Here is a 21,670-nt window from a genome sequence, read left to right on the forward strand (position 1 = left end):
TCTGTTTTCGAAAGCGACGTCGCATATGACAAAAAGCGACGGGAGGGCGGCTTCTTTTGCCGCCTGTATATTCTTAACAAAAACAATATATTCGCGCCACGCGGTTTTTGCGCCCCCTTGTCGCCGCTCGGCAGTGTTCGAGTTGCGCCATGCCTTGGCGCATTGAGACCCGCAAGGCCCCCGATGCTTGGTAGCATTAAGGTCAAATGATGCTTGAAGGCGCAAAAAGTGATGCGCGGGAGAGGAAAAGCGAATGAGCGACGTGACAGATCAGGGCGCGGTTGGAGGCGGCGGTCGCCGCGCACGCGGCGAGGGACGGGGAGCAGCAGCAAGGCGCGCATCGCGCACCGGCGGCGGCCCGGGGCCGTCTTTGCCCTATATCCAGCGCAAGATTCGCGAATACGAGGTGCTCGACGAGGAAGGCCTGCAGCTGATCGAGCGCAATGCCGATACGATCCTCGAGGAAATCGGCATCGAGTTCCGTGACGACGCCGAGGCGCTCGAACTCTGGAAGCAGGCCGGCGCCGACGTGCGCGGCCAGCGCGTGCATTTCCCCAAGGGTCTCTGCCGCGAGCTTCTGAAAACGGCACCCTCCGAATTCACCTGGCATGCCCGCAACCCGGAGCGCAGCGCCCAGGTCGGCGGCAAGGCGACGATCTTCGCGCCGGTCTACGGCCCGCCCTTCGTGCGCGATCTGGAAGGCAACCGCCGCTATGCGACGATCGAGGATTTCCGCAACTTCGTGAAGCTCGCCTATATGGCGCCGTCGATGCACTCGTCCGGCGGCACGGTCTGCGAGCCGGTCGACATCCCCGTCAACAAGCGCCACCTCGATATGGTCTACAGCCATATCAAATATTCCGACAAACCCTTCATGGGCTCGGTGACGGCGCCGGAGCGGGCGGAAGACACGATCGCCATGGCGAAGATCGTCTTCGGCGACGACTTCGTCGAAAACAACTGCGTTACGCTGAACCTCATCAACGCCAACTCGCCGATGGTCTTCGACGAGACGATGGTGGGGGCGCTGAAGGTCTATGCGCGCCATAACCAGGCCTGCGTGCTCTCGCCCTTCATCCTGTCGGGCGCCATGAGCCCGGTGACGGTTGCCGGCACGCTGACGCAGATTCTCGCCGAAGTTCTCGCCGGCGCCTCCTTCACCCAGCTGATCCGCAAGGGCGCGCCGGTGCTGTTCGGCACCTTCGCCGCCTCGATCTCGATGCAGTCGGGCGCGCCGACCTTCGGTACGCCGGAGCCGTCGCTGGTCTCCTACGGTGCCGCCCAGCTCGCCCGTCGCCTGAAGCTTCCCTTCCGCACCGGCGGCTCGCTCTGCGGCTCCAAGGTTCCGGACGCCCAGGCAGCGCACGAATCGGCCAATACGCTGAACATGACGCTTCTTGCCGGCACCAATTTCGTGCTGCATGCGGCAGGCTGGCTCGAAGGCGGTCTGATCTCGTCCTACGAGAAGTTCATGATCGACCAGGACCAGCTCGGCATGATGCAGAAGATGGCCGAAGGCGTTGACCTCTCGGAAAACGCCCAGGCGCTCGACGCGATCCGCGAAGTCGGCCCGGGCAGCCACTATCTCGGCTGCGCCCACACCCAGGCCAACTTCCAGACGGCCTTCTACCGTTCGCCGCTTGCCGACAACAATTCCTTCGAACAGTGGGAGGTGGAAGGCGAAAAGCGCATCGAGCAGCGCGCCAATGCGCTTTGCCGCAGTTGGCTGGAGCATTACGAGGCGCCTTACCTCGATCCCGAGATCGACGAAAAGCTGAAGGCGTTCATCGCCAGCCGCAAGGACTCGATGCCGGACGCTTTCACCTGAAAGGGTCCCGAGCGAGCCAGGGAGCAAGGCGGCGCGGCGCAGGTGGCCGACATGATCCAGAAGGAGGTCTGGCGCCCGCATTACGAACACCAGGGGCCGAAACCGAAATGACGGCGCCCTCCGCGACAGCGGACAAGACAATCGAAACGATCCGTGCGGCGCTGGCGCCGCACGGTCTTTTTTTGCGCGGAACCGTGAATTTCGCCTCCGGTGAGGTCGCACCGCTGCTCGTCGATGGCCGCCTGGCGGCAAGCGTGGTGCTGATTGGCAATATCGGCGGTTCGCTGTGGCAGCCGTTCAGCGCGTGGCGGCAAGCCCGGTCGGATGGCGGCGGCGCCGATCCGCTCGACAATTGGTCGAAGGCCGTCATCAATCCGGTCGCCGGCGAGCAGGGGGCGACCGCCTTCTTTCCGTCGGATCCCCCGTGGCAGCCGTTCCAGCAGTGGGCGATGAGGGCCGAAGGCCTGAAACCGTCGCCGCTGGGCATTCTCATCCATTCGCGTTTCGGCCTGTGGCACGGTTACCGCGGCGCACTTGCTTTCGGTATCCCGCTTGGCGAGACAGGTGAAGCGAGCGCCAGCCACCCTTGCGACCACTGTCTCGAAAAGCCGTGCATCTCGGGCTGTCCGGCGTCGGCGCTTGCAGGGGAACGCTTCGATGTCGGGCGTTGTCGCGGCCACCTGCGCACGGACGCGGGCAGGGCGGGCTGCCTTGCGAATGGCTGTCTGTCGCGCGCTGCCTGTCCCGTCGGGAGCCAATATCGCTACCCGCCCGAGCAGTTGCGCTTCCATATGTCTGCGCTTGAAGTGTGAGCGCCGGTCTCCACTCTGGCGCGCAAAGATGGTGCAAATCTCCAAAATGACTAAAATTGGAGGTGTCGTGGAAAGGTAATATTATCGAATTTATAACGATCTGGACGGCGTGGCGTTGGAGTCCATCGTATGAGAGGTAGCCCAGTCGTATCCGTGAGCAACTATCCTCCGCACCTGTCGCGCGAGGACGTGCAAGCGCAGATATCTCGGCTTGACAGTATTCACGCGGCCAACAGCCAGGTTTTGGGGGACGCTTTCAAGCGCCTGCTGGCGATCGGCGCCGGCCATGCGGCCGTCATCACCGCCTGCATTGCCGGCTTCGATGCGCTGGTGGACCGCTCGGTTCTCACCGGCGATCTTCTGCCCGATGCCATCGACATCCTCAGAAAATTTGCGCTGACCGTCAGCGCGCTCGGCCTGTTCCTCACGTTCTGGGCGATCGGCAACAATTACGGCGAGGTCCAGAAAGAAGCGAGGCGCCATGCGGTGAAGGTGGCAACGACGCTCAGAGAGAAGCGGCTGCTTTTGTCGCTGTCGCAGGATGTGCTGAACCGCGATCCCAAATCCTATCTGCTTGCAGGCGTCGGCGGCTTTGCCTGCCTTTGCGCGATCTTCGGCCTTGCAAGTCTCGCCGGCATCGCCGGTCTCGTCACCACCATGGCGGCGATCGTCGGCGGCTAGTCGCCAAGCGTATAATTTCGCCTGTGCCCGCGCCAGAATAAGCCGCAATCTCAGGCATGCTTGGCGGCTGATTCGATTGGACCTTTCGCCATGCCGCTTTTTCCAAAACCCTTTCTCGTCGGTGCCGTTCTTTCGGCCGGTCTTGCCGGGCCTGCGCTCGCCGCCTGCCGCGATGTCAGCCATCTTGGCCAGGACTATGTCGCCTGCAGCTTCGATCCGGCGACAACCGATATCCGCCTCTACAACAAGGACCAGGCGGGCGTGCCCTTCCGCTCCTTCCGGGCGCTGTCGCTCGAACTGCGCCATCGCGAAGAATACATGAGCTTCGCCATGAACGGCGGCATGTATCACGACGATCTGTCGCCGGTCGGCCTGCATATCGAGGAGGGGCGCGAGCAGGCGCCGCTCAACACCAATTCCGGCTGGGGCAATTTCCACCTTTTGCCGAACGGGGTGTTTTATGTCGACGACGGCAAAGCGGGGGTAATGGCGGCGGACGCCTATCGCGACGCCAGGCTCACGCCGCGATTTGCCACGCAATCCGGGCCGATGCTGGTCATCGACGGCAAGCTGCATCCGCGCTTCCTGCCCGACAGCACCAGTTACAAGACCCGCAACGGCGTCGGCGTGACGGCCGAGGGCGAGGTGGTTTTCGTCGTCTCGAAGCGGCCGGTGCGGTTCCACGATTTCGCGACGCTGTTTCGCGATACATTGGATTGCCCCAATGCGCTCTTCCTCGACGGCACGATTTCGAGCGTCTATGCGCCTGATATCAACCGCCACGATCGGCTGTTTCCGATGGGGCCGATCATCGCCGTCGTCGGAAAATTTCCACGCTGACTTTCCTTGGGCGCGGGATTCGGGCGGAAAACCGCACACTTTTCCTCCTCCCCCGAAAAAAATGTGCCGCCCACCCAAGGAACGGGCAGCCTGCAACGTCTAAGGTTCAAATGAGGTGAGGGCGGGCACGGATTTGGACGCTGAACTCGTCGAAAAGGCGGTGGATGGAGACCGACAGGCTTTTGGCCAGCTGGTCGAGCGACACTATGATTTTGTCCATGCGGTCGCCTGGCGATGGTCCGGAAACGTCTCTGACGCAGAGGACATCGCCCAGGATGTCTGCCTGAGGCTGGGTGCCGCCATTCGCGGCTTTCGCGGCACCAGCCGGTTTCGCACCTGGCTCTATACGCTGACGTTGAACGCCGCGCGCGACCATAGGCGGCGGCAGGTACGCGATAACAGCCGCCTGCAGGCCTATGCCAGCGAGCAGGCGACGGCAGCGCCCCCTCAGGATCCCGACGAAGAGCAGCGCGAGGCGCTCTGGGCCGCGGTCCGGGAACTGCCGGAAAAGCAGTGCGATGCGGTGCTGCTCGTTTATGCCGAAGGCTTGAGCCATGCGGCGGCCGCCGACGTGCTTGGCTGTTCGGAGGCAACCATATCCTGGCATGTGCATGAAGCGCGCAAGCGCCTGAAGACATTGCTCGGCAAGGAGGCAGTGTGACCATGAGCGACGATTTCGAAAAGCTTGGCCGGATGAACCCGCCGAAGGCTTCTGCGGAAGCGCGCGCCCGTGCGCTCGCCTTGGCCATGCAGGCCTTCGACGAGCCGCAAGAAAATTCGAATGCCACCCAAGGATCGGTTCGGCCGGTTCGTCAAAGCTCCATCTTCAACCGGATATGGAGCCCCATCATGAACCGGAAACTGCTTGCAGGATCGGCACTGGCAACCCTTTTCGTCGTGCCCGCCGCCGCTTTCCTGACGTTTGAACTCACGCGCGACGGTGCGCCCTTCGGCGAGCGGGCGCAGGAGGTTGCGCTGAAGGGTGAACTCACCAAGGAAGAGGCGCGGCAAAAGCCGGAGCCCCAGGTCGCCGCCAGGAAGGCGGCCGCCGACGAACGCGCGCGCCAGCAGGAAGCGAAAACCGTGGAGGTGCCCGCGACCGTAGAGGCCGAGAGCGAGGCTGCGGCTCCTGCCGCGCAGGCCGATGCGATGGCCAACAGTGTTGCGCGCGACAGCGTCGCTCCGCTCTCGGCCGTCGGCGGTGCGCAGCCGCAGATGACATACCTGCCAGCGCCCACGATTCAGGATGAGATGCAGCCGGCACCCGTGGAAAACCGCGAGCGCTTCGGCAAGGCCGACAGCAATCCGGTGAAGAGCGTTGCGACCGATCCGGTCTCGACCTTCTCGGTCGACGTCGACACGGCATCCTATGCTTTCGTGCGCCGTTCGTTGATGGAAGGGCAGATGCCCGAGCGCGACGCCGTGCGGGTCGAGGAGATGGTCAACTACTTTCCCTATGACTGGCCGAGGCCGGCAAGCGCTGCCGAACCCTTCAAGGCGACGGTGACGCTGACGCCGACGCCGTGGAATGGTGGCACGCGGCTGATGCATGTGGCGATCAAGGGTTACGACGTCGTGCCGGCGGAAGCGCCGAAGGCGAACCTCGTCTTCCTGATCGACGTATCGGGCTCGATGGACGAGCCCGACAAGCTGCCGCTCTTGAAAGGCGCTTTCCGGCTGCTGGTCGAGAAGCTGAAGCCCGAGGATACGGTCTCGATCGTCACCTATGCCGGCAACGCCGGAACAGTACTGGAGCCGACATCGGTCAAGGACAAGGCGAAGATCCTCCAGGCGATTGACACCTTGCAGCCCGGCGGCTCGACCGCCGGTGCGGAAGGGATCGACGCGGCCTACGGGCTTGCCGAGAAGGCCTTCGTCAAGGGCGGGGTCAACCGCATCATGCTGGCGACGGATGGTGACTTCAATGTCGGCCCGTCGAGCGACGAGGACCTGAAGCGGCTGATCGAGGAGAAGCGCAAGAGCGGCATCTTCCTCTCCGTGCTCGGCTTCGGCCGCGGCAATTATAACGACGCGCTGATGCAGACGATCGCCCAGAACGGCAACGGCACGGCCGCCTATATCGATACTCTGGCCGAGGCGCAGAAGACGCTGGTGGAGGAGGCGGGGTCCTCGCTCTTCCCGATCGCCAAGGACGTCAAGCTGCAGGTGGAGTTCAATCCGGCCGCGATCGCCGAATACCGGCTGATCGGCTACGAGACACGCGCCTTGAAGCGCGAGGACTTCAACAACGACAAGGTGGACGCCGGCGACATCGGTTCCGGTCACAGCGTGACGGCGATCTACGAGGTGACGCCGAAGGGCAGCCCGGCGGTGCTCAACGACGACCTGCGCTATGCAGAGGCGGAAAAGTCGGTGGCAGAGGCAAGCCCGAACAGCGGCGAACTTGCCTTCCTGAAGATCCGCTACAAGAAGCCGGACGGCGACAAGAGCGAGTTGATCACCACGCCGGTGACCGAGTCGAATGCGGTGCCGTCGCTCGCCGAGGCGTCCAATGACGTGCGCTTCTCGGTGGCAGTGGCGGCCTTCGGGCAGAAGCTTGCAGGCGTGACGGCGCTCGGCGACTATTCCTATGACGCAGTCATCGATCTCGCCGCAGCCGCCAAGGGCGCCGATCCGTTCGGCTATCGCAGCGAATTCGTCAATCTGGTGCGGCTCTCCAAGGGGCTCGGCGGTTCCGGCAAGTGATGTCGACGGGGGGCAGCCCTCATCCGCGCGGTGAGGGGGTGCCCCTCATCTACGCGGTGAGGATGCCCCTCATCCGCGCGTGGTCAGGGTTTGCCCCTCATCCGCCTGCCGGCACCTCTCCCCGTTATGACGGGGAGAGGCGAACAAGTGGCAACCGTTTCGCCCATCGTGAAGGCTGAGATTGTCGCTGACGTTGAGGCCTGGCACCGGAGGGTGCGCCTAGCGGCTCTCTCCCCGCCTGCGGGGAGAGATGTCCGGCAGGACAGTGAGGGGGCACCCGTCACGCGCGAGCGTCGATCCCCTGTCGCCTCAAGCCTTCGGAAAGGCGCGTTCCAGCCCACCCGCCTTCGACAGGCCCGCCTTGAACGCCTGGTAGGCCGCATGCTGGCTGGAGCGGCCGGCTTCCATCAGGCGCATTTGCAGCCGCGCCGGTGCATGGCTGCCGAGCCACTGGCCGAGCTTTTCGAGTTTCAGCGAATTCAGGAACTTCGCCTCCGAGGCGATGTCGAGGTGGCGGTAGAGGCCGTCCATCAGGCGCTCGTCCTGCTCGGGGTTTTCCATCAGCAGGCGCAGGAAGGACTGGTCGGCTTCGCTGAAACTCCCGAATTTTTCGGCGACCGTGTCCCGGTCGGGAAAGGAGGCTGGGCCGGCGTTCATGTCACTGTCTCCCGTCTGCGGCCGCGCGGTGCGTTCTGCGGGACGCAAAGGCGCGGTGTGGCACGTTGAACCGCTGCAAAGCAGCGAATCTCTCTTTCATCGGGGATAGGCCAGCGGTCACGGGTGCGCAAGCGGTGGCGAATATGCAGATATTGAACATATAGTCCAATATTGACAATTAATCCAACTATGGGCATATGCGAGCCATGACCATAGCACCCGCCTTCACCTCGATCCTTGCAACGCACGCGCCGACGGCGGCTGCGATCAGCGCGCTTCTTTATCCGCATGGGGAGGTTGTGCTGCATGATCTCCGAACCGGTACGATCGCGGGGATCTGGAACTGTTTCTCCGGTCGCGCGGTCGGCGAAGATTCGCTGATCGAAGAGGAATTTTCAGCCCTCGGCAGCACTGAAGCGGTGCTCGGGCCCTATGAGAAGACCGGTGCGGATGGCCGGCGCTTCAAGTCGATCTCAGCCGTTCTGCGCGACGGGACGGGCGACGCGGTCGGCCTGCTTTGCATCAATCTCGACATGTCGATGATCGATCAGGCGGTGAAGCTGCTCTCGGCTTTCGCCGGCGCCGAGCAGCCGAAGCCGCAGGCGCTGTTTTCGCGCGACTGGCGCGAGGAGATCAACGCGACCCTGCATGGCTGGCTGAAGGAGCGGGGGCTGGCGCTCTCGGCGCTCAAGCGCGGCGATCGCGTGGCGCTGGTGGCAGCGCTCGACGAACGCGGTCTCTTCCAGACGCGCAACGCGGTCGATCACCTTGCCAGCCTCATCGGCGCCTCGCGCGCGTCGATCTACAACTATCTCGCTGCGGCCCGCGGCGAGGCGCCCTGATTGCTGCGCGCAATATTTCGGACAGAGACCGCTTCGCGGCTCTTCGGATTTGCCTGACCCATAACCGTTCGCGTGCGCCTCAGCCGCGAGAGGAGGAAATATCCATGACGACCTTGCCCGATTTCCGGCTCGAAACCCATTTCTCCCGCTGGGAGTTCAGCGCCCGCCACCATATGACCGCAAGCGACAGCCAGACGACCAGCATGAGCGATCTTCTGGCGCTTGCCGACGCGGAGGACCGCGCCGCCTGGGACAACATCACGCTCGGCTATACCGAGACCTATGGCGCACCGGCGCTGAGGGCAGCGATCGCTGCGACCTATGAAGGGCTGACGGCTGCCGATATCCTCTGCTTTGCCGGCGCGGAGGAGGGGCTTTATTGCGCCATGCTGGCGCTGCTCGGGCCGGCCGACCACGCGATCGTGACGGTGCCGAACTACCAGTCGATGGAGACCCTGCCGGTGACGATCGCCGGCGCGGTGACCGGCGTGCCGCTTCGCCCCGAAAACAATTGGCGGCTGGATATCGCCGACGTGCGCGCGGCGTTGAAACCCAACACGAAGCTGATCTGTGTGAATTTCCCCAACAATCCGACCGGCGCCATTGCCGACCAGGAAGCCTTCGCGGCGCTCGCCAAGCTCTGCGCGGAGCGCGGCATTCATCTCTTCAGCGACGAGGTCTATCGCGGGCTGGAGCGTGACGCCTCGCTGCGCCTGCCGCAGGCGGCCGAACTTTTTGACCGTGGAATCTCGCTGAATGTCATGTCCAAGGCCTATGGCCTGCCGGGCCTGAGGATCGGCTGGATCGCCTGCCGCGACCATGCGCTTCTCGAACGCATGGAGAAGATGAAGCACTATCTGTCGATCTGCAATTCGCGGCCGTCGGAAGTGCTGGCGACAATCGCGCTCAAGGGGCGTGCCGTTATCCTCGATCGCAACCGGGCGCTCGTTGCCGCCAATCTCGAGAGGCTCGGCGCCTTCTTTGCGGAATTCCCGGATCTCTATGAGTGGCGGGCACCTGACGGGGGCTGCGTCGGCTTTGCCCGCTATCTCGGTGCCGATGGCGTCGAGAGCCATTGCCGGGGGCTGGTGGAGGAGGCTGGCGTGCTGCTCTTGCCGTCGAGCCTCTTTGTATCCGATCTGCTGCCGGTCGCCACCGATCGCTTCCGCGTCGGTTTCGGCCGCAAGGATATCGAGGTCGGGCTCGATGCCTGGCGCCGGCATATTCGGCGATAGCCCCAGTGTCGCCATCTTCGGCCTGCTAGTTACCCGCAGGTCCCGCTCCCGGGCGTATGCCCCGGGAGCCTTGGAACGCACGCATGTGGATACGGACCGCGCGACAATGGTTCCATTGTCAAGATTGTGTTAACGAGCGGCCCCCGCCACCGAGTGTTTCCTCTGCTGATGCAATATAGACCCGAAATCGATGGACTGCGCGCGCTTGCCGTCGTCCCGGTCCTCCTGTTCCATGCCGGTTTCGGCCTTGTCTCTGGCGGCTTTGCCGGCGTCGATGTCTTCTTCGTCATCAGCGGCTACCTCATCACCGCGATCATCCACCGCGAGATCAGCGACGGGAACTTCAGCATCGTGCACTTCTACGAGCGGCGTGCCCGTCGGCTCGCACCGGCGCTGCTCCTGGTCTGCGCCGTCTCTATTCCCTTCGCGCTGATGTGGATGCTGCCGGAGGAGCTCAACAGCTTCGGCAAGAGCCTCTATTCGGTGAACCTGTTCGCCTCGAACTTCTTCTTCTGGGACCAGACCGGCTATTTCGCGCCGAGCACGGCGCTGCTGCCGCTGCTGCACACCTGGTCGCTGGCGGTCGAAGAACAGTTCTATCTGGTCTTCCCGCTGCTGCTTTTGCTGCTTCACCGCTTCTCGCGGGCAACCCTGTTGAGGGTGGTGGCGGCGCTCGTGCTCCTGAGTTTTGCGGCGACCCAGGTCTTTGCGAACCTGGACCCAGCCGCGAATTTCTACCTGCTGCCAAGCCGGTTCTGGGAACTCGGCGTCGGTGCGCTGCTTGCGCTCGTCGGCGTCGAAAAGCTCGATCTTTCGAAAGGCAGCCGCGAGCTTCTGTCAGCCCTCGGTCTGCTGGCGATCGTCGCGAGTTATTTGTTCGTGGTGGAATCGGCCTTCTATCCCGGCTGGACGACCGTGCCGGTGGTGCTGGGCACGGCGCTGGTTCTCGCCTTCGGTCGCAGCGATACCGTCGTCGGCCGGCTGCTGTCGCTGAAGCCGCTGGTCGCGATCGGGCTCATCAGCTACAGCCTCTACCTCTGGCATCAGCCGGTCTTTGCCTTCGCGCGCTTGCGGTCGATCGAGGACATTCCGGCCGAAGGCTACGCGCTCCTGATCGCGCTCTGCTTCGTACTCGCCTATCTCAGTTGGCGTCTCGTCGAGCAGCCCTTTCGCAAGCCGGGCCGCTTCAGCCGTCGCGCGGTGTTTGGCGCCACGCTCGCTGCCGGATCGGCGGCGATCGCATTCGGCTTCACGCTCGACGGTTCGGACGGTCTCGCCGCCCGGAACCGCGAGCTTGCGCAGCTTTCGGAGCCGAGCGTCGGCCTCGGCAAGAAATGCGATGCCGTCGCCGACCTGCGCTGCGCCTCTAACCCGAAACCCGAGGTCGCGGTCTGGGGGGATTCCTTCGCCCGGCACCTCGTCGACGGCATTATCGCGTCGAAGCCGGACGTGCGACTGGTGCAGCTTGCCAAGAATAATTGCGGGCCGTTTTTGAACCTGTCGCCGATCATGCCGCGGCTCGGTCGCGACTGGTCCGACGATTGCGCCCGCTACAACGAAGAGGTCCGCCGTTTCCTGCTTGCCAACCGGTCGATCCGCTACGTCGTTCTGTCCTCGCAGCTCAGCCAGTACCTGAAGGAGGAGAAGGTGCTGGTCGATGGCCGCAGCGAGGTGACGACCGAGACGAAGCTTCTCATCGACGGCCTGCGGGCAACCTTTGCCTGGCTGCGCTCGAACGGCTTCGAACCCGTCTTCGTCGCGCCGACGCCGCATGATGGCCGCGATACCGGGCTCTGCGTTGCAAGAGCGCGTCTGCTCGGCCTGCCGGACCGGCACTGCGAGCCGGTGCTAAAGACCGTTCGCGAATATGACCGCGATGTCCTGAACGTGGTTGCGGATATCGCCGACGAGTATCCCGTCGTCAGCTTCATGGACTATCTCTGCGACGACGACAGCTGCAAGATCGAGGACAAGGGCGTCGCGCTCTTCGAGGACTTCGGGCACTTCTCCAAGGAAGGGTCCCGCCAGATGGGACGCGCCTTCGATTTCTACCGAGCTTTCATCGAGGCGGCGAAGGGCAGGCCCGTGGCTGAGCGGGCGACGGACGCCAAGGCCTTCGACAACGCCGCGCTTTAAGACAGCCGCCACATCGACGCATAAACGAAAACGCCCCGGATCTTTCGATGCCGGGGCGTTTGCTTGTCGATTTGCCTTGCCTGGCTTGATCAGGCGCGGCGGCTGCGGCGCTCGCGGGCAGGCGCGGCCGCCGTTTCGTTGGCGGTCTTGTTGCGCAGCGGGCCGATCTTTTCGATGATCAGGTCGAGCGTCGGGCGTTCGCGGCGCACATGTTCGTCGAGTGCGACGCGCATGGCGGCGAGGTGGTCGCAGGTGGTGCCGCAGCAGCCGCCGATGATCTTGGCGCCGGCATCGGCCGCAAGGCGCACATATTCGGCCATCAGCGGCGGCGTGCCGGAATAGTGAATCTCCGAGCCGCGGAATTCCGGGATGCCGCAATTGCCCTTGACGATCACCGTTGCCTCGGGTGCTGCCTCCGTCATGTCGAGCAGCGAGGAGAGAATGTCGGAAGCACCTACGCCGCAATTGGCGCCAACGGCGACCGGGCCGTCGCCGAACTCGGTGGCAACGCCATGGATATCCTTCGGGTGCAGCCCCATCATCGTCTTGCCGGCGGTATCGAACGAGCCGGTATAGACGTAGGGAAGGCCGACCTTGGCGGCCGCTTCGGCGGCCGCACGGATCTCGTCCGGCGAGGACATGGTCTCGATCCAGGCGACTTCGGCGCCGCCCGCCTTCAGCCCCTCGATCTGCTCGACGAAGGCGGTAACTGCATCTTCATAGGAAAGTGCGCCAAGGGGGATCAGCAGTTCGCCGGTCGGGCCGACGGAGCCGGCGGTGATGACCTTGCGCGATGCCTTGTCGGCAACCGCACGGGCGATCTCGGCGGCGCGCTTGTTCAGCGCATGCACGCGGTCGTCGGCCTGGTGCAGTTTCAGCCGGTGACGGGTGCCGCCAAAGGTGTTGGTGAGGATGATGTCGGCGCCGGCGTCGACGAAATCCTGGTGCAGCTTGGTGATGTTCTCCGGCTTCGTTTCGTTCCAGAGTTCCGGCGCTTCGCCTGCTTCGAGGCCCATGGCGAAGAGCGATGTGCCGGTGGCGCCGTCGGCGAGAAGAACGCCTTTTTCGGCGATGAGAGCGGAGAGGGCATTGGAGGCTGCGGTCATCGGTTTTTCCCGGCTAGAATAGATTGCAACAAGATATAAAGATATCTTTATGTCTTGGCAAGCGTTCAGCGACGGGAGGCTTCCGGTTCGGCGCGCATGCTCATGCGGCCGGCGAGCCCAAGGCCGAAGACGGCAAGTGCCGTCAGCAGCCACATCGGATCGGCGCGATTGAGGAAGAAGCTTTCGAGCATGGCGTTGTAGGTCATGAAGATCACCACCATGACGCAGAAATCGGCGAAGATGCGGCCCTGCGGTCGGCGATAGGCCCGTGCGTAGTCGAAGAGCGGTTTGACGAAAAGCAGGGTGGTCATGAGGATGCCGCCGGGCAGGCCGAACATCAGCACCGCGTCGAGATAGCTGTTGTGGCCGGTGACGATGCCGCGCACGTCCCAGCTCGCCTCGAAATTCGCCTCCATGCCCATGATCACGGGCGACAGCCAGAAACTCGCATAGCCCTGGCCGAGCCAGGGGCGCTCGGCGATGCTGGCGCTCGCGAATTTCCAGATGTCGTCGCGGCCCGTGAAGGTCGCATCGTCGATCAGCCCCTTGGTGATCGAAAGCAGCGTGTCGGAATAGATGGTACCGAGCGTCAGGCCGAAGACCAGCACTGACATGGCGAGATGGGCAAGGATCATCAGCCCGGGGCTGCGCACCGCGCGGCCGGCAAAGACGAGGCCGATCGCGATCGGCAGGAATCCGATCGTCGTCTTCGATCCCGTGTGCAGCACGAAATTGGCCGCCAGCAGCGTGATCGCCCAGCCGCGAAGCGGCGCGCCGGCGCGCAGGCAATAAATGCCGAACATGCAGAGGATGGAAAAGACCGGCGCCGAGACGTTCTTGTGCAGGAGGTGGCCGCGCCAGAAACCGGCATGCCAGGGCTCGTCGCCGAAGGCCGAATGGATGGCGCGGTCGGGTGCCACGAAGAGAGCGGCGTAGTCGATCAGGATCAGAAGTAGGATCGCATTGGCGCCGGCGTTGACGAAGTCCTTCTCGCTCTTCGGCAGCACCAGCACGCCCGCCACCATGATCATGGCGACGAGGCTCAGCGTCAGGCCGCGGGCGGAGGCGGCCGGGTCATAGGACTGCAGGCAGGAGAGGTAGGCGATGGCGAAGATCGCGATCCAGGCCGGAGAGACGAGGCGGGCGAGCACCCGCCGGTCGACGGTGAGCAGCATGGCGAAGAGATAGACCGCGCCGAGCACCAGGTAGCCGACCTGGTTGATGATGTTGCCTTCGTTCGCCGCGTTCGGATCCGTCGTCACCGCGCCCTGAAACGGGATCAGCGTGAAGACGATGAGGAACAGACCAAGGCCCGAAAGCAGCGCGGCAAGGCCATTGACGAGTTCCGCCAGCCCGGCATCGAACGCCTCCGGCACGCGCTGGCGCGCGGTGGAGGTGTCTGCCGTGGCTGTGTTCGGGTGCATGGCGGCTTAAAAAACGAATGACTGGGACGCTGTTCGGCATCGGTGATCATGACCCCGGGCGGTCCTGCCGTTCGGACAGGGCCGGCCTTGGGAGATCCGCACCTTGGCGCAATCAGGTTAAACCTCGGTGAAACGGTGGACGGGCCGCCCGGGCGGGATCGGCAGGCGCGGCATTACCGGTCCCGATATTTGCGCGCCGATTGCCGCAGGTGCTTGCCGCCCGGTCGCCATGCCCTTAAAAGGCTAGGGTATATTGGCCGTGTGGAAATCGCGGCCCTTGCCGTATTTCGCGGTCCGTCTTCCATAATTCGATCTCGATTTTCGTTCCGAGGTCGTTCGATAGCGTTGAAACGAGAAAACACGATATGCAGTCCCTTATCCGTATGGTCGCGTCCGCGGCGGTCTCCGTCAGCCTGCTGCTTGGCAGCGCATCCTTTGCCGCCGCCGGGCAGGCTCATTTTGTCGTCAACGCCGACACCGGCTCGATCCTGGAGGCCGACAATGCCGACGAGCTGAACTTCCCGGCGTCGCTGACGAAGATGATGACGATCTATCTCGCCTTCGAAGCGCTGCGCAGCGGCACCCTGCAATGGGACCAGAAGCTGACGGTTTCCGAGCACGCCAACAGCCTGGAGCCGTTCAAGCTTGCCGTCGGCGCCGGTCGCCAGATCACCGTGCGCGAAGCGGTCATGGGCATGGTCGTGCTTTCGGCCAATGACGCAGCCGTCGTTATCGGTGAGACGCTCGCCGGCAACGAGACCGCCTTTGGCCAGATGATGACCCGCAAGGCGAGGACACTCGGCATGACCAGCACCGTGTTCAAGAACGCCAACGGCCTGCCGGACCCGGCCCAGGTAACCACGGCGCGCGACATGGCGACGCTCGGCCTCGCGCTGATGCGCGACTTTCCGCAGGAATTCCAGCTCTTCGCCAACAAGACGATCGAGTTTCGCGGCATGAAGCTGCGCGGCCACAACGGCGTGATGAAGCGCTACGAAGGCGTCGACGGCATCAAGACCGGCTACACCGACGCCTCCGGCTACAATCTCGTGACCTCGGCCAAGCGCGGCGACACCCGCCTCGTCGCCGTCGTCATGGGTGGCAAGACGGCGCAGTCGCGCGACGACGACATGATCGCGCTGCTCGACAAGTTCCTGCCGCCGAAGGAAGACGCAAGCGCTGCCAGCGTCACTGAACCGGCTGCTTCAGCGGCGACGACCACCACGAACTGATCTCTCCGACCACTTTCTGAGGTTTGCCCCTCACCCTAACCCTCTCCCCGCAGGCGGGGCGAGGGGACGAGGGCTGACGTTCGCCGTCCGTTGCTTGGCCGCCGCCAGAGGCGGCCATAATGAGGTCGGGAAAACGATAGGATGTCGTCGGGCACTGACCGCCGGGCAGGCCTGTCAGAGATTGGGAGCGTGGCATCGCCGCAAATACCTTCTCCCCGCGGGCGGGGAGAAGGTGCCGGTAGGCGGATGAGGGGCCGCGTCGGTCGCTGCCCCAATCATCGCTTGTCTCAAGCCGCAGCGCGATCCTCGTGGCTGACCGGCGTGACCATCGCGGCGATGACCGTCGAAAGGTCGAGGGCGCCGATCGGGCGGCCGTTTTCATCGACCACGTGGGCGGTTCCCACACGGGCGGCGGTCATCGTGCGCGCCGCCGATTCCAGTACCGTGCCGGTTGCAAGCGCCACGCCTTCGGCATTGCCGGAGATCGGCCGCATGATGGTCTCGACATTGATCACCCGGCCGCGGTTCACTTCCTTGACGAAGGCGGTGATGTAGTCGTCGGCCGGCGACAGCACGATTTCCTGGCCGGTACCCTGCTGCACCACGCGGCCATCGCGCAGGATCGCGATCTTGTCGCCGAGGCGCAGCGCCTCGTCGAGGTCGTGGGTGATGAAGACGACGGTCTTCTTCAGTTCCTTCTGCAGGTCGAGAAGCACCGTCTGCATGTCGACGCGGATCAGCGGGTCGAGCGCCGAATAGGCTTCGTCCATCAAGAGAATGTCGGCATCGTTGGTCAGCGCGCGGGCGAGACCGACGCGCTGCTGCATGCCGCCCGACAGCTGGTTCGGATAGTGGTTCTCGAAGCCCTTGAGACCGACGCGCTCGATCCAGCCGCGGGCGCGCTTCTCGCTCTCCTTGCGTTCCACACCCTGAATTTCGAGACCGTAGACCGTGTTGTCGAGCACGGTGCGGTGCGGCAGCAGCGCGAACTTCTGGAACACCATCGCCGTCTTGTGGCGGCGGAATTCGCGCAGATCGTTGTCGTTCATCTTGCAGACGTCGACGCCGTCATAGAGCACTTCGCCGGCGGTCGGGTCGATCAGCCGGTTGATGTGGCGGATCAGCGTCGACTTGCCGGAGCCAGAGAGACCCATGACCACCATGACGCTGCCGGCGGGCATGGAAATGTTGATGTCCTGCAGGCCGAGCACGTGGCCGTGCTGCTCGTTGAGCTCGGCCTTGCCCATGCCTTTCTTGACTGCATCGACGAAGTCGACGCCGCGGGGGCCGAAGATCTTGTAGAGGTTCTTCACCTCGATCGCGTGACTAGCCATGGATAACCTCCGAGTGCTTTTGCAGCCGCTTGCCGAAGGCCTGGCTGGTACGGTCGAAAATGATGGCGATACCGACAAGGGCAAAGCCGTTGAGGAAGCCGACGGTGAAGAACTGGTTGGCGATCGCCTGCAGCACGTTCTTGCCGAGGCCGCCGACGCCGATCATCGATGCGACGACGACCATCGCCAGCGACATCATGATCGTCTGGTTGATGCCGGCCATGATGGTCGGCAACGCCAGCGGCATCTGCACGTTCTTCAGCTTCTGCCAGGTCGAGGAGCCGAAGGCGTCGGCCGCTTCCAGCACTTCCTTGTCGACGAGGCGGATGCCGAGATTGGTGAGCCTGATCATCGGCGGCACCGCGTAGATGACGACGGCGATCAGCCCCGGCACCTTGCCGATGCCGAAGATCATGACGACCGGGATCAGGTAGACGAAGCTCGGCATCGTCTGCATGACGTCGAGGATCGGATTGACGAAGGACTGCACCCGGTCCGAGCGCGCCATCAGGATACCGATCGGAATGCCGATGAGGATGGAGATCAGTGTGCAGACGGTGACCATGGCGAGCGTGACCATGGTGTCATTCCAAAGCCCGACAAGACCGATGGCGATCATCGACAGCGCGGTGCCGATGGTGACGTTGATGTTGCGGCTGCCGAAATAGACGATCGCGGTCATCGCCGCCAGGATCACGATCCAGGGGGAGCCGACGAACAGGCTTTCGAGGTAGTTCAGGAACCATTGAAGCGGCTGGACCACCGTGTCGATGGCGTTACCATAGGATCGCACGAAGCCCTTGAAGCTATCATCGACAGCCTTGCGGGCGAGCCGGATCGTGCTCTCGTCAATGGCAGGGAACTTGCAGAGTAACGCTGGCAAGACACTGCAGATGGAGGCCATTTGTTTCCCCTTCTTGGCCGGAAGTTTTTTTTAAGCCGGCCGCGTCTCGGCATCGAAAGGCTCGATGACGGCGCACACTTGGGTGACCTCTTTGGGTCCCGGCACTTAAACTGTGGCAGCGAAATGTGTCGCCCGCTTACCTGATAGCGACGCGAAGGCTCCCGGTTCGCCGCCTCTGAGACGATGAACGTTCAACGAAACCCGCAAGGACGCCCCATCGTTCCCTGTCCCGGCATTAAAACCGGAACGGGCAGGCGGCCGATTCCACGGTCCGCCTGCCGTCATTTTCGGTCAGAGCGCTGCCTTGACCTTTTCGGCCACTTCCGGGCTCACCCACTGTGTCCACATATCCGGGAACTCGGCGAGGAAGTGCTTGGCGCCGTCCTCGTTGGTGCCCTGGTTCTGGTCCATCCAGGCGAGAACCTTGTTGACGGTGCCATTGTCCCACTTGCGCGCCTTGACGTAGTCCATGGCGACGCTCGCCTTGTCGGCGAAGGACTTGGTCACGACGGTGTAAACGTCGGAAACCGGGTAGGAATTGACTTTCGGGCTCGGGCAATCCGGCACGGCGGTGCAGGCGTCCCAATCGGCCTTGTCGTGATCGACGCCGAAGGAGAGGCGGGTCATCTCGTATTTGCCGAGGATGGCGGTCGGTGCCCAGTAGTAGCCGAGCCAGCCGGTCTTCTTTTCGAACGCGTTGGCGATCGAGCCGTCGAGGCCGGCAGCCGAGCCGGTATCAACCAGCAGGAAGCCGTCCTTCTCCGCGTTCAGCGCGCGATAGAGATTGGCGGTCGAGACCTGGCAGTTCCAGCCGGACGGGCAATTGTGAACGGCGGCCTTCGACGAGTCTTCCGGTGCCGGGAAGAGTTCCGGGTGCTTCAGCGCGTCCTGCACCGTCTTGATGTCCGGGTGCGCGTCGGCGAGGAATTTCGGGATCCACCATCCTTCGACGCCGCCTTCGCTCAGGATCTTGGCGGCTTCGATGAGACGGCCTTCCTTGATCGCAGCGTCGAGCGGCGTGCGCACGGCGTTGACCCAGAGTTCCGGCGCCATGTCGGGCTGCGCCTTTTCATTCATGGAAGCGAAGGTCGGCATGGTGTCGCCGGTGACCAGCGTCACCGTGCAGCCGTAGCCGTTCTCCAGAATGAACTTGTCCACCTGGGCGGCGACGCCGGCAGAAGCCCAGTTCATTTCGGCAATGCTGACTTCACCGCATTCCGCGGCCTGCGCGGAACCCGCCATCGCATAGAGGCCAGCGGCGAGAATGGTGGAAGCGAGGAGTTTCTTCATGTTGCAAGACCTCCCAGTCTTATTTTGCAGCCAAGATCCAAACGGGAATCCACGGCGGACGCGACATCCTCCGTCACCCGAAACAACGATGCAGCCGGGGGTTCGGCATCAAACAAGCCAAGGTTCACCCTTGCTGCGGACGGTGCGGGAGTTCGTATTCAGCCCTGGCCGCGGAACCCTGTCGCCAGCCAATCTCCTCTTATACCGCAAACCAAGCCTAAGGTTTCTCGCTGAGAAATCAACCTCTTCAATCGGTTGACCGGGAAGGACGGGGTCTCGTGCGTTCTGTCTGCGACATCGCCGAAGCGCGTATTTTGTGCGTGAGAGACCCCGAATTTAAGCAATAGCGACAATTCTTGCCGCAAAAAATGGCGCTGGGCGCCACGGACCTCAGAACCCTGTCGAGATCCTGACGTTTCCTGTCGTGATTGCGTCACGCCAAATGGCGCGCATGTCGCGAAAAATTTACAAAAAAGTCCGGAATTCATCTTTGGTTAAATCCTCAATAACCATCCGGTAACGATGTCCAGCTAATTGTTCTTCTCGCGGCGGGGGACTGCCGCCGGTCCGGATCAGGTTTGTGCGTCCCGGACTTTGAGCGAACCTTCGGTGTGTTTTTCCGAAGTGACCAGGCGTTTTTTGGCGGCCGCATCCCTCTTGAAGAGGTTGATGCGGCCTTCGCATTTCAGGGCCAATGCCGGACATAAAAAAAACCGCCCCGAAGGGGCGGTGGAGGAGGCTCTGGGAGGAGAGCTCGAAGGGGCTTCCGCCCCGATCGCTGGCGTTAGCCGACGTTCGACGTGCGGATGACGCCGAGCGGGCCGAAGGGCGCGTCGACGACGAGGTTGCGTACGCGCGACTGGCTGGACGGAACCTTCGAGTTCCAGGCGATCTGAACGAAATTGGGCTTGCTGAAAATATACAGCATGGACATGAACCTTGAGAGGCCGGAGGCCTATCCTCCGGGGCGTGTTGCTATGCCGCTGATATAGGTGTGCGCTGCAAAAAATTGAATGCCAAACTCGCCACGCCATGTCGCATTCTGGCTATCGGCCGCGACATTTTCGACAAGCCTTGCGAAAGCGCGAAACAATGCGTGAAAGGGCTTTGTCAATTGCGGCGAAATCGTGTCGAAACAGACCTTTGCCGCTGCCCGTTTCAGTGTTACCGATGGCCGCATGACACGCAGGATCATGTTGCAGGGAACCGGCTCGGATGTCGGAAAATCGGTATTGGTGGCGGGGCTCTGCCGGCTTGCCGCCAATCAGGGCCTGAAGGTCCGGCCGTTCAAGCCGCAGAACATGTCGAACAACGCCGCCGTTTCCGACGACGGCGGCGAGATCGGCCGCGCGCAATGGCTGCAGGCGCTGGCCGCGCGCGTGCCGTCGTCGGTGCACATGAACCCGGTGCTCCTGAAGCCGCAGTCGGACGTGGGCAGCCAGATCGTCGTTCAGGGCAAGGTCGCCGGGCAGGCCAGGGGGCGGGAATATCAGGCGCTCAAGCCCAAGCTGCTGGGCGCCGTCATGGAGAGTTTCGAACAAATATCGGCCGGTGCCGATCTCGTGGTGGTCGAAGGCGCCGGCTCGCCGGCCGAAATCAACCTCAGGCCCGGCGACATCGCCAATATGGGCTTTGCGACACGGGCCAATGTGCCGGTCGTGCTGGTCGGCGACATCGACCGCGGGGGGGTGATCGCCTCGCTGGTCGGCACGCATGCGATCCTGCCCGAGGAAGACCGGCGCATGGTGACCGGCTATCTCATCAACAAGTTCCGCGGCGACGTCACGCTGTTCGACGACGGCATTGCTGCCGTCAACCGCTACACCGGCTGGCCCTGCTTCGGCGTCGTGCCGTGGCTGAAGGCGGCGGCACGCCTGCCGGCGGAAGATTCCGTCGTGCTGGAGAAGCTGACGCGCGGCGAGGGGCGGGCGCTGAAGGTTGCCGTCCCGGTACTGTCGCGCATCGCCAATTTCGACGACCTCGATCCGCTCGCCGCCGAACCGGAGATTGATCTCGTCTTCGTGCGGCCTGGCAGTCCCATTCCGGTCGACGCTGGCCTCGTCGTCATTCCCGGGTCGAAATCGACCATCGGCGACCTCATCGATTTCCGTGCGCAAGGGTGGGACCGTGACCTCGAACGTCATGTGCGCCGGGGCGGCCGGGTCATCGGCATCTGCGGCGGCTACCAGATGCTCGGCCGGCGCGTCACCGATCCGCTCGGCATCGAGGGCGGCGAACGTGCGGTCGAGGGCCTCGGGCTGCTCGAGGTCGAGACCGAGATGGCGCCGGAAAAGACGGTGCGCAACAGCCGCGCCTGGTCGCTGGAGCATGATGTGGTGCTCGAAGGCTACGAAATCCATCTTGGCAAGACGCAAGGTGCGGACTGTGGCCGGCCGTCGGTGCGCATCGACAATCGCGCCGACGGCGCCCTTTCGGCCGATGGCCGCGTGATGGGCACCTACCTGCATGGGCTCTTCACCAGCGACGCCTATCGCGGCGCGCTGCTCAAGAGTTTCGGCATCGAAGGCGGCGCCAACAACTACCGCCAATCGGTCGATGCGGCGCTCGACGATGTCGCGAACGAACTGGAGGCTGTGCTCGATCGTCGCTGGCTGGACGAGTTGCTCAGGCACTAGGGACGCG

18 protein-coding genes are annotated in these 21,670 nt (G+C 63.4%); 11 read left to right on the top strand and 7 right to left on the bottom strand.

Annotated elements, in window-relative coordinates:
* Positions 1-253 precede the first annotated feature (253 nt).
* The 6 genes from ASD63_RS02925 (at position 254) to ASD63_RS02950 (ending at position 6,867) form a co-directional block, all read left to right on the top strand.
* Positions 254-1,828 carry a trimethylamine methyltransferase family protein gene (locus ASD63_RS02925; protein ID WP_060528782.1) on the top strand — a complete coding sequence of 525 codons (1,575 nt, stop codon included), beginning with the start codon at positions 254-256 and terminating at the stop codon, positions 1,826-1,828.
* Between the two features lie 107 nt (positions 1,829-1,935).
* Entirely contained in the window at positions 1,936-2,640 is a 705-nt protein-coding gene (locus ASD63_RS02930; RefSeq protein ID WP_034788214.1) for a 4Fe-4S dicluster domain-containing protein, read from the top strand.
* A 129-nt stretch (positions 2,641-2,769) separates the two neighbouring features.
* Positions 2,770-3,321: a hypothetical protein gene (locus tag ASD63_RS02935; protein ID WP_134886575.1), complete on the top strand. Its 552-nt coding sequence runs from the start codon at positions 2,770-2,772 to the stop codon at positions 3,319-3,321.
* 90 nt (positions 3,322-3,411) lie between these two features.
* On the top strand, positions 3,412-4,161 hold the full coding sequence (locus tag ASD63_RS02940; protein WP_034788220.1) for a phosphodiester glycosidase family protein: 750 nt from the start codon (positions 3,412-3,414) through the stop codon (positions 4,159-4,161).
* A gap of 133 nt (positions 4,162-4,294) precedes the next feature.
* Positions 4,295-4,822 carry an RNA polymerase sigma factor gene (locus ASD63_RS02945; RefSeq protein ID WP_034788223.1) on the top strand — a complete coding sequence of 176 codons (528 nt, stop codon included), beginning with the start codon at positions 4,295-4,297 and terminating at the stop codon, positions 4,820-4,822.
* Positions 4,819-6,867, top strand: a complete 2,049-nt coding sequence (locus ASD63_RS02950; protein ID WP_034788225.1) for a VWA domain-containing protein — start codon at positions 4,819-4,821, stop codon at positions 6,865-6,867. The genes ASD63_RS02945 and ASD63_RS02950 overlap by 4 nt, the downstream gene beginning before the upstream one ends.
* Before the next feature lie 309 nt (positions 6,868-7,176).
* Here the strand turns inward: ASD63_RS02950 and ASD63_RS02955 are convergent, their stop codons facing one another.
* Complete coding sequence (locus tag ASD63_RS02955; RefSeq protein ID WP_034788228.1) at positions 7,177-7,524, bottom strand: hypothetical protein; 348 nt, start codon at positions 7,522-7,524, stop codon at positions 7,177-7,179.
* 206 nt (positions 7,525-7,730) lie between these two features.
* Here ASD63_RS02955 and ASD63_RS02960 point away from each other — a divergent pair, with 206 nt between their 5' ends.
* From ASD63_RS02960 to ASD63_RS02970, 3 genes are all read left to right on the top strand, one after another.
* Complete coding sequence (locus ASD63_RS02960; protein WP_034788230.1) at positions 7,731-8,366, top strand: PAS domain-containing protein; 636 nt, start codon at positions 7,731-7,733, stop codon at positions 8,364-8,366.
* Between the two features lie 104 nt (positions 8,367-8,470).
* Positions 8,471-9,601 carry a pyridoxal phosphate-dependent aminotransferase gene (locus tag ASD63_RS02965; RefSeq protein WP_034788233.1) on the top strand — a complete coding sequence of 377 codons (1,131 nt, stop codon included), beginning with the start codon at positions 8,471-8,473 and terminating at the stop codon, positions 9,599-9,601.
* A 168-nt stretch (positions 9,602-9,769) separates the two neighbouring features.
* Entirely contained in the window at positions 9,770-11,737 is a 1,968-nt protein-coding gene (locus tag ASD63_RS02970; protein WP_034788236.1) for an acyltransferase family protein, read from the top strand.
* 89 nt (positions 11,738-11,826) lie between these two features.
* Here the strand turns inward: ASD63_RS02970 and bmt are convergent, their stop codons facing one another.
* Both bmt and ASD63_RS02980 read right to left on the bottom strand, forming a co-directional pair.
* Positions 11,827-12,843, bottom strand: a complete 1,017-nt coding sequence (gene bmt, locus ASD63_RS02975; protein WP_034788237.1) for a betaine--homocysteine S-methyltransferase — start codon at positions 12,841-12,843, stop codon at positions 11,827-11,829.
* Positions 12,844-12,908: 65 nt separating this feature from the next.
* Positions 12,909-14,267: an O-antigen ligase gene (locus ASD63_RS02980; RefSeq protein WP_034788241.1), complete on the bottom strand. Its 1,359-nt coding sequence runs from the start codon at positions 14,265-14,267 to the stop codon at positions 12,909-12,911.
* A gap of 365 nt (positions 14,268-14,632) precedes the next feature.
* Here ASD63_RS02980 and ASD63_RS02985 point away from each other — a divergent pair, with 365 nt between their 5' ends.
* A complete protein-coding gene (locus tag ASD63_RS02985) occupies positions 14,633-15,499 on the top strand; it encodes a D-alanyl-D-alanine carboxypeptidase family protein (RefSeq protein ID WP_034788245.1) in 867 nt (288 codons plus the stop codon).
* A 287-nt stretch (positions 15,500-15,786) separates the two neighbouring features.
* Here ASD63_RS02985 and ASD63_RS02990 read toward each other — a convergent pair whose 3' ends face one another.
* The 4 genes from ASD63_RS02990 to ASD63_RS35575 form a co-directional block, all read right to left on the bottom strand.
* Positions 15,787-16,833 (bottom strand): glycine betaine/L-proline ABC transporter ATP-binding protein, encoded by a 1,047-nt coding sequence (locus ASD63_RS02990; RefSeq protein ID WP_034788248.1) that lies wholly within the window; start codon positions 16,831-16,833, stop codon positions 15,787-15,789.
* Positions 16,826-17,737, bottom strand: coding sequence for a proline/glycine betaine ABC transporter permease (locus tag ASD63_RS02995; protein ID WP_034788251.1), 912 nt, complete (start codon positions 17,735-17,737; stop codon positions 16,826-16,828). Before ASD63_RS02995 ends, ASD63_RS02990 begins: the two co-directional genes overlap by 8 nt.
* A 291-nt stretch (positions 17,738-18,028) precedes the next feature.
* The gene (locus tag ASD63_RS03000) at positions 18,029-19,027 is read right to left on the bottom strand and encodes an ABC transporter substrate-binding protein (RefSeq protein WP_034788254.1); all 999 of its coding nucleotides are present in this window, start codon (positions 19,025-19,027) and stop codon (positions 18,029-18,031) included.
* 784 nt (positions 19,028-19,811) lie between these two features.
* Entirely contained in the window at positions 19,812-19,955 is a 144-nt protein-coding gene (locus ASD63_RS35575) for a hypothetical protein (RefSeq protein ID WP_089044242.1), read from the bottom strand.
* Between the two features lie 250 nt (positions 19,956-20,205).
* Between ASD63_RS35575 and ASD63_RS03005 the strand changes: the two genes are divergently transcribed.
* Positions 20,206-21,663: a cobyric acid synthase gene (locus ASD63_RS03005; protein WP_034788549.1), complete on the top strand. Its 1,458-nt coding sequence runs from the start codon at positions 20,206-20,208 to the stop codon at positions 21,661-21,663.
* The last annotated feature ends 7 nt before the right edge of the window (positions 21,664-21,670 follow it).

This window comes from Ensifer sp. Root558, assembly GCF_001427045.1.
Taxonomy (GTDB): Bacteria; Pseudomonadota; Alphaproteobacteria; order Rhizobiales; family Rhizobiaceae; genus Ensifer; species Ensifer adhaerens.

Excerpts from the sequence above, each read along its gene's own strand:
- ASD63_RS03000 (WP_034788254.1), bottom strand. The coding sequence starts at position 19,027 with ATGAAGAAACTCCTCGCTTCCACCATTCTCGCCGCTGGCCTCTATGCG.
- ASD63_RS03005 (WP_034788549.1), top strand. The coding sequence starts at position 20,206 with ATGACACGCAGGATCATGTTGCAGGGAACCGGCTCGGATGTCGGAAAA.
- ASD63_RS02925 (WP_060528782.1), top strand. The coding sequence starts at position 254 with ATGAGCGACGTGACAGATCAGGGCGCGGTTGGAGGCGGCGGTCGCCGC.
- ASD63_RS02970 (WP_034788236.1), top strand. The coding sequence starts at position 9,770 with ATGCAATATAGACCCGAAATCGATGGACTGCGCGCGCTTGCCGTCGTC.
- ASD63_RS02985 (WP_034788245.1), top strand. The coding sequence starts at position 14,633 with ATGCAGTCCCTTATCCGTATGGTCGCGTCCGCGGCGGTCTCCGTCAGC.
- ASD63_RS02935 (WP_134886575.1), top strand. The coding sequence starts at position 2,770 with ATGAGAGGTAGCCCAGTCGTATCCGTGAGCAACTATCCTCCGCACCTG.
- ASD63_RS02995 (WP_034788251.1), bottom strand. The coding sequence starts at position 17,737 with ATGGCCTCCATCTGCAGTGTCTTGCCAGCGTTACTCTGCAAGTTCCCT.
- ASD63_RS02980 (WP_034788241.1), bottom strand. The coding sequence starts at position 14,267 with ATGCACCCGAACACAGCCACGGCAGACACCTCCACCGCGCGCCAGCGC.
- bmt (WP_034788237.1), bottom strand. The coding sequence starts at position 12,843 with ATGACCGCAGCCTCCAATGCCCTCTCCGCTCTCATCGCCGAAAAAGGC.
- ASD63_RS02960 (WP_034788230.1), top strand. The coding sequence starts at position 7,731 with ATGACCATAGCACCCGCCTTCACCTCGATCCTTGCAACGCACGCGCCG.
- ASD63_RS02930 (WP_034788214.1), top strand. The coding sequence starts at position 1,936 with ATGACGGCGCCCTCCGCGACAGCGGACAAGACAATCGAAACGATCCGT.
- ASD63_RS02955 (WP_034788228.1), bottom strand. The coding sequence starts at position 7,524 with ATGAACGCCGGCCCAGCCTCCTTTCCCGACCGGGACACGGTCGCCGAA.
- ASD63_RS02940 (WP_034788220.1), top strand. The coding sequence starts at position 3,412 with ATGCCGCTTTTTCCAAAACCCTTTCTCGTCGGTGCCGTTCTTTCGGCC.
- ASD63_RS02965 (WP_034788233.1), top strand. The coding sequence starts at position 8,471 with ATGACGACCTTGCCCGATTTCCGGCTCGAAACCCATTTCTCCCGCTGG.
- ASD63_RS35575 (WP_089044242.1), bottom strand. The coding sequence starts at position 19,955 with ATGCTGTATATTTTCAGCAAGCCCAATTTCGTTCAGATCGCCTGGAAC.
- ASD63_RS02990 (WP_034788248.1), bottom strand. The coding sequence starts at position 16,833 with ATGGCTAGTCACGCGATCGAGGTGAAGAACCTCTACAAGATCTTCGGC.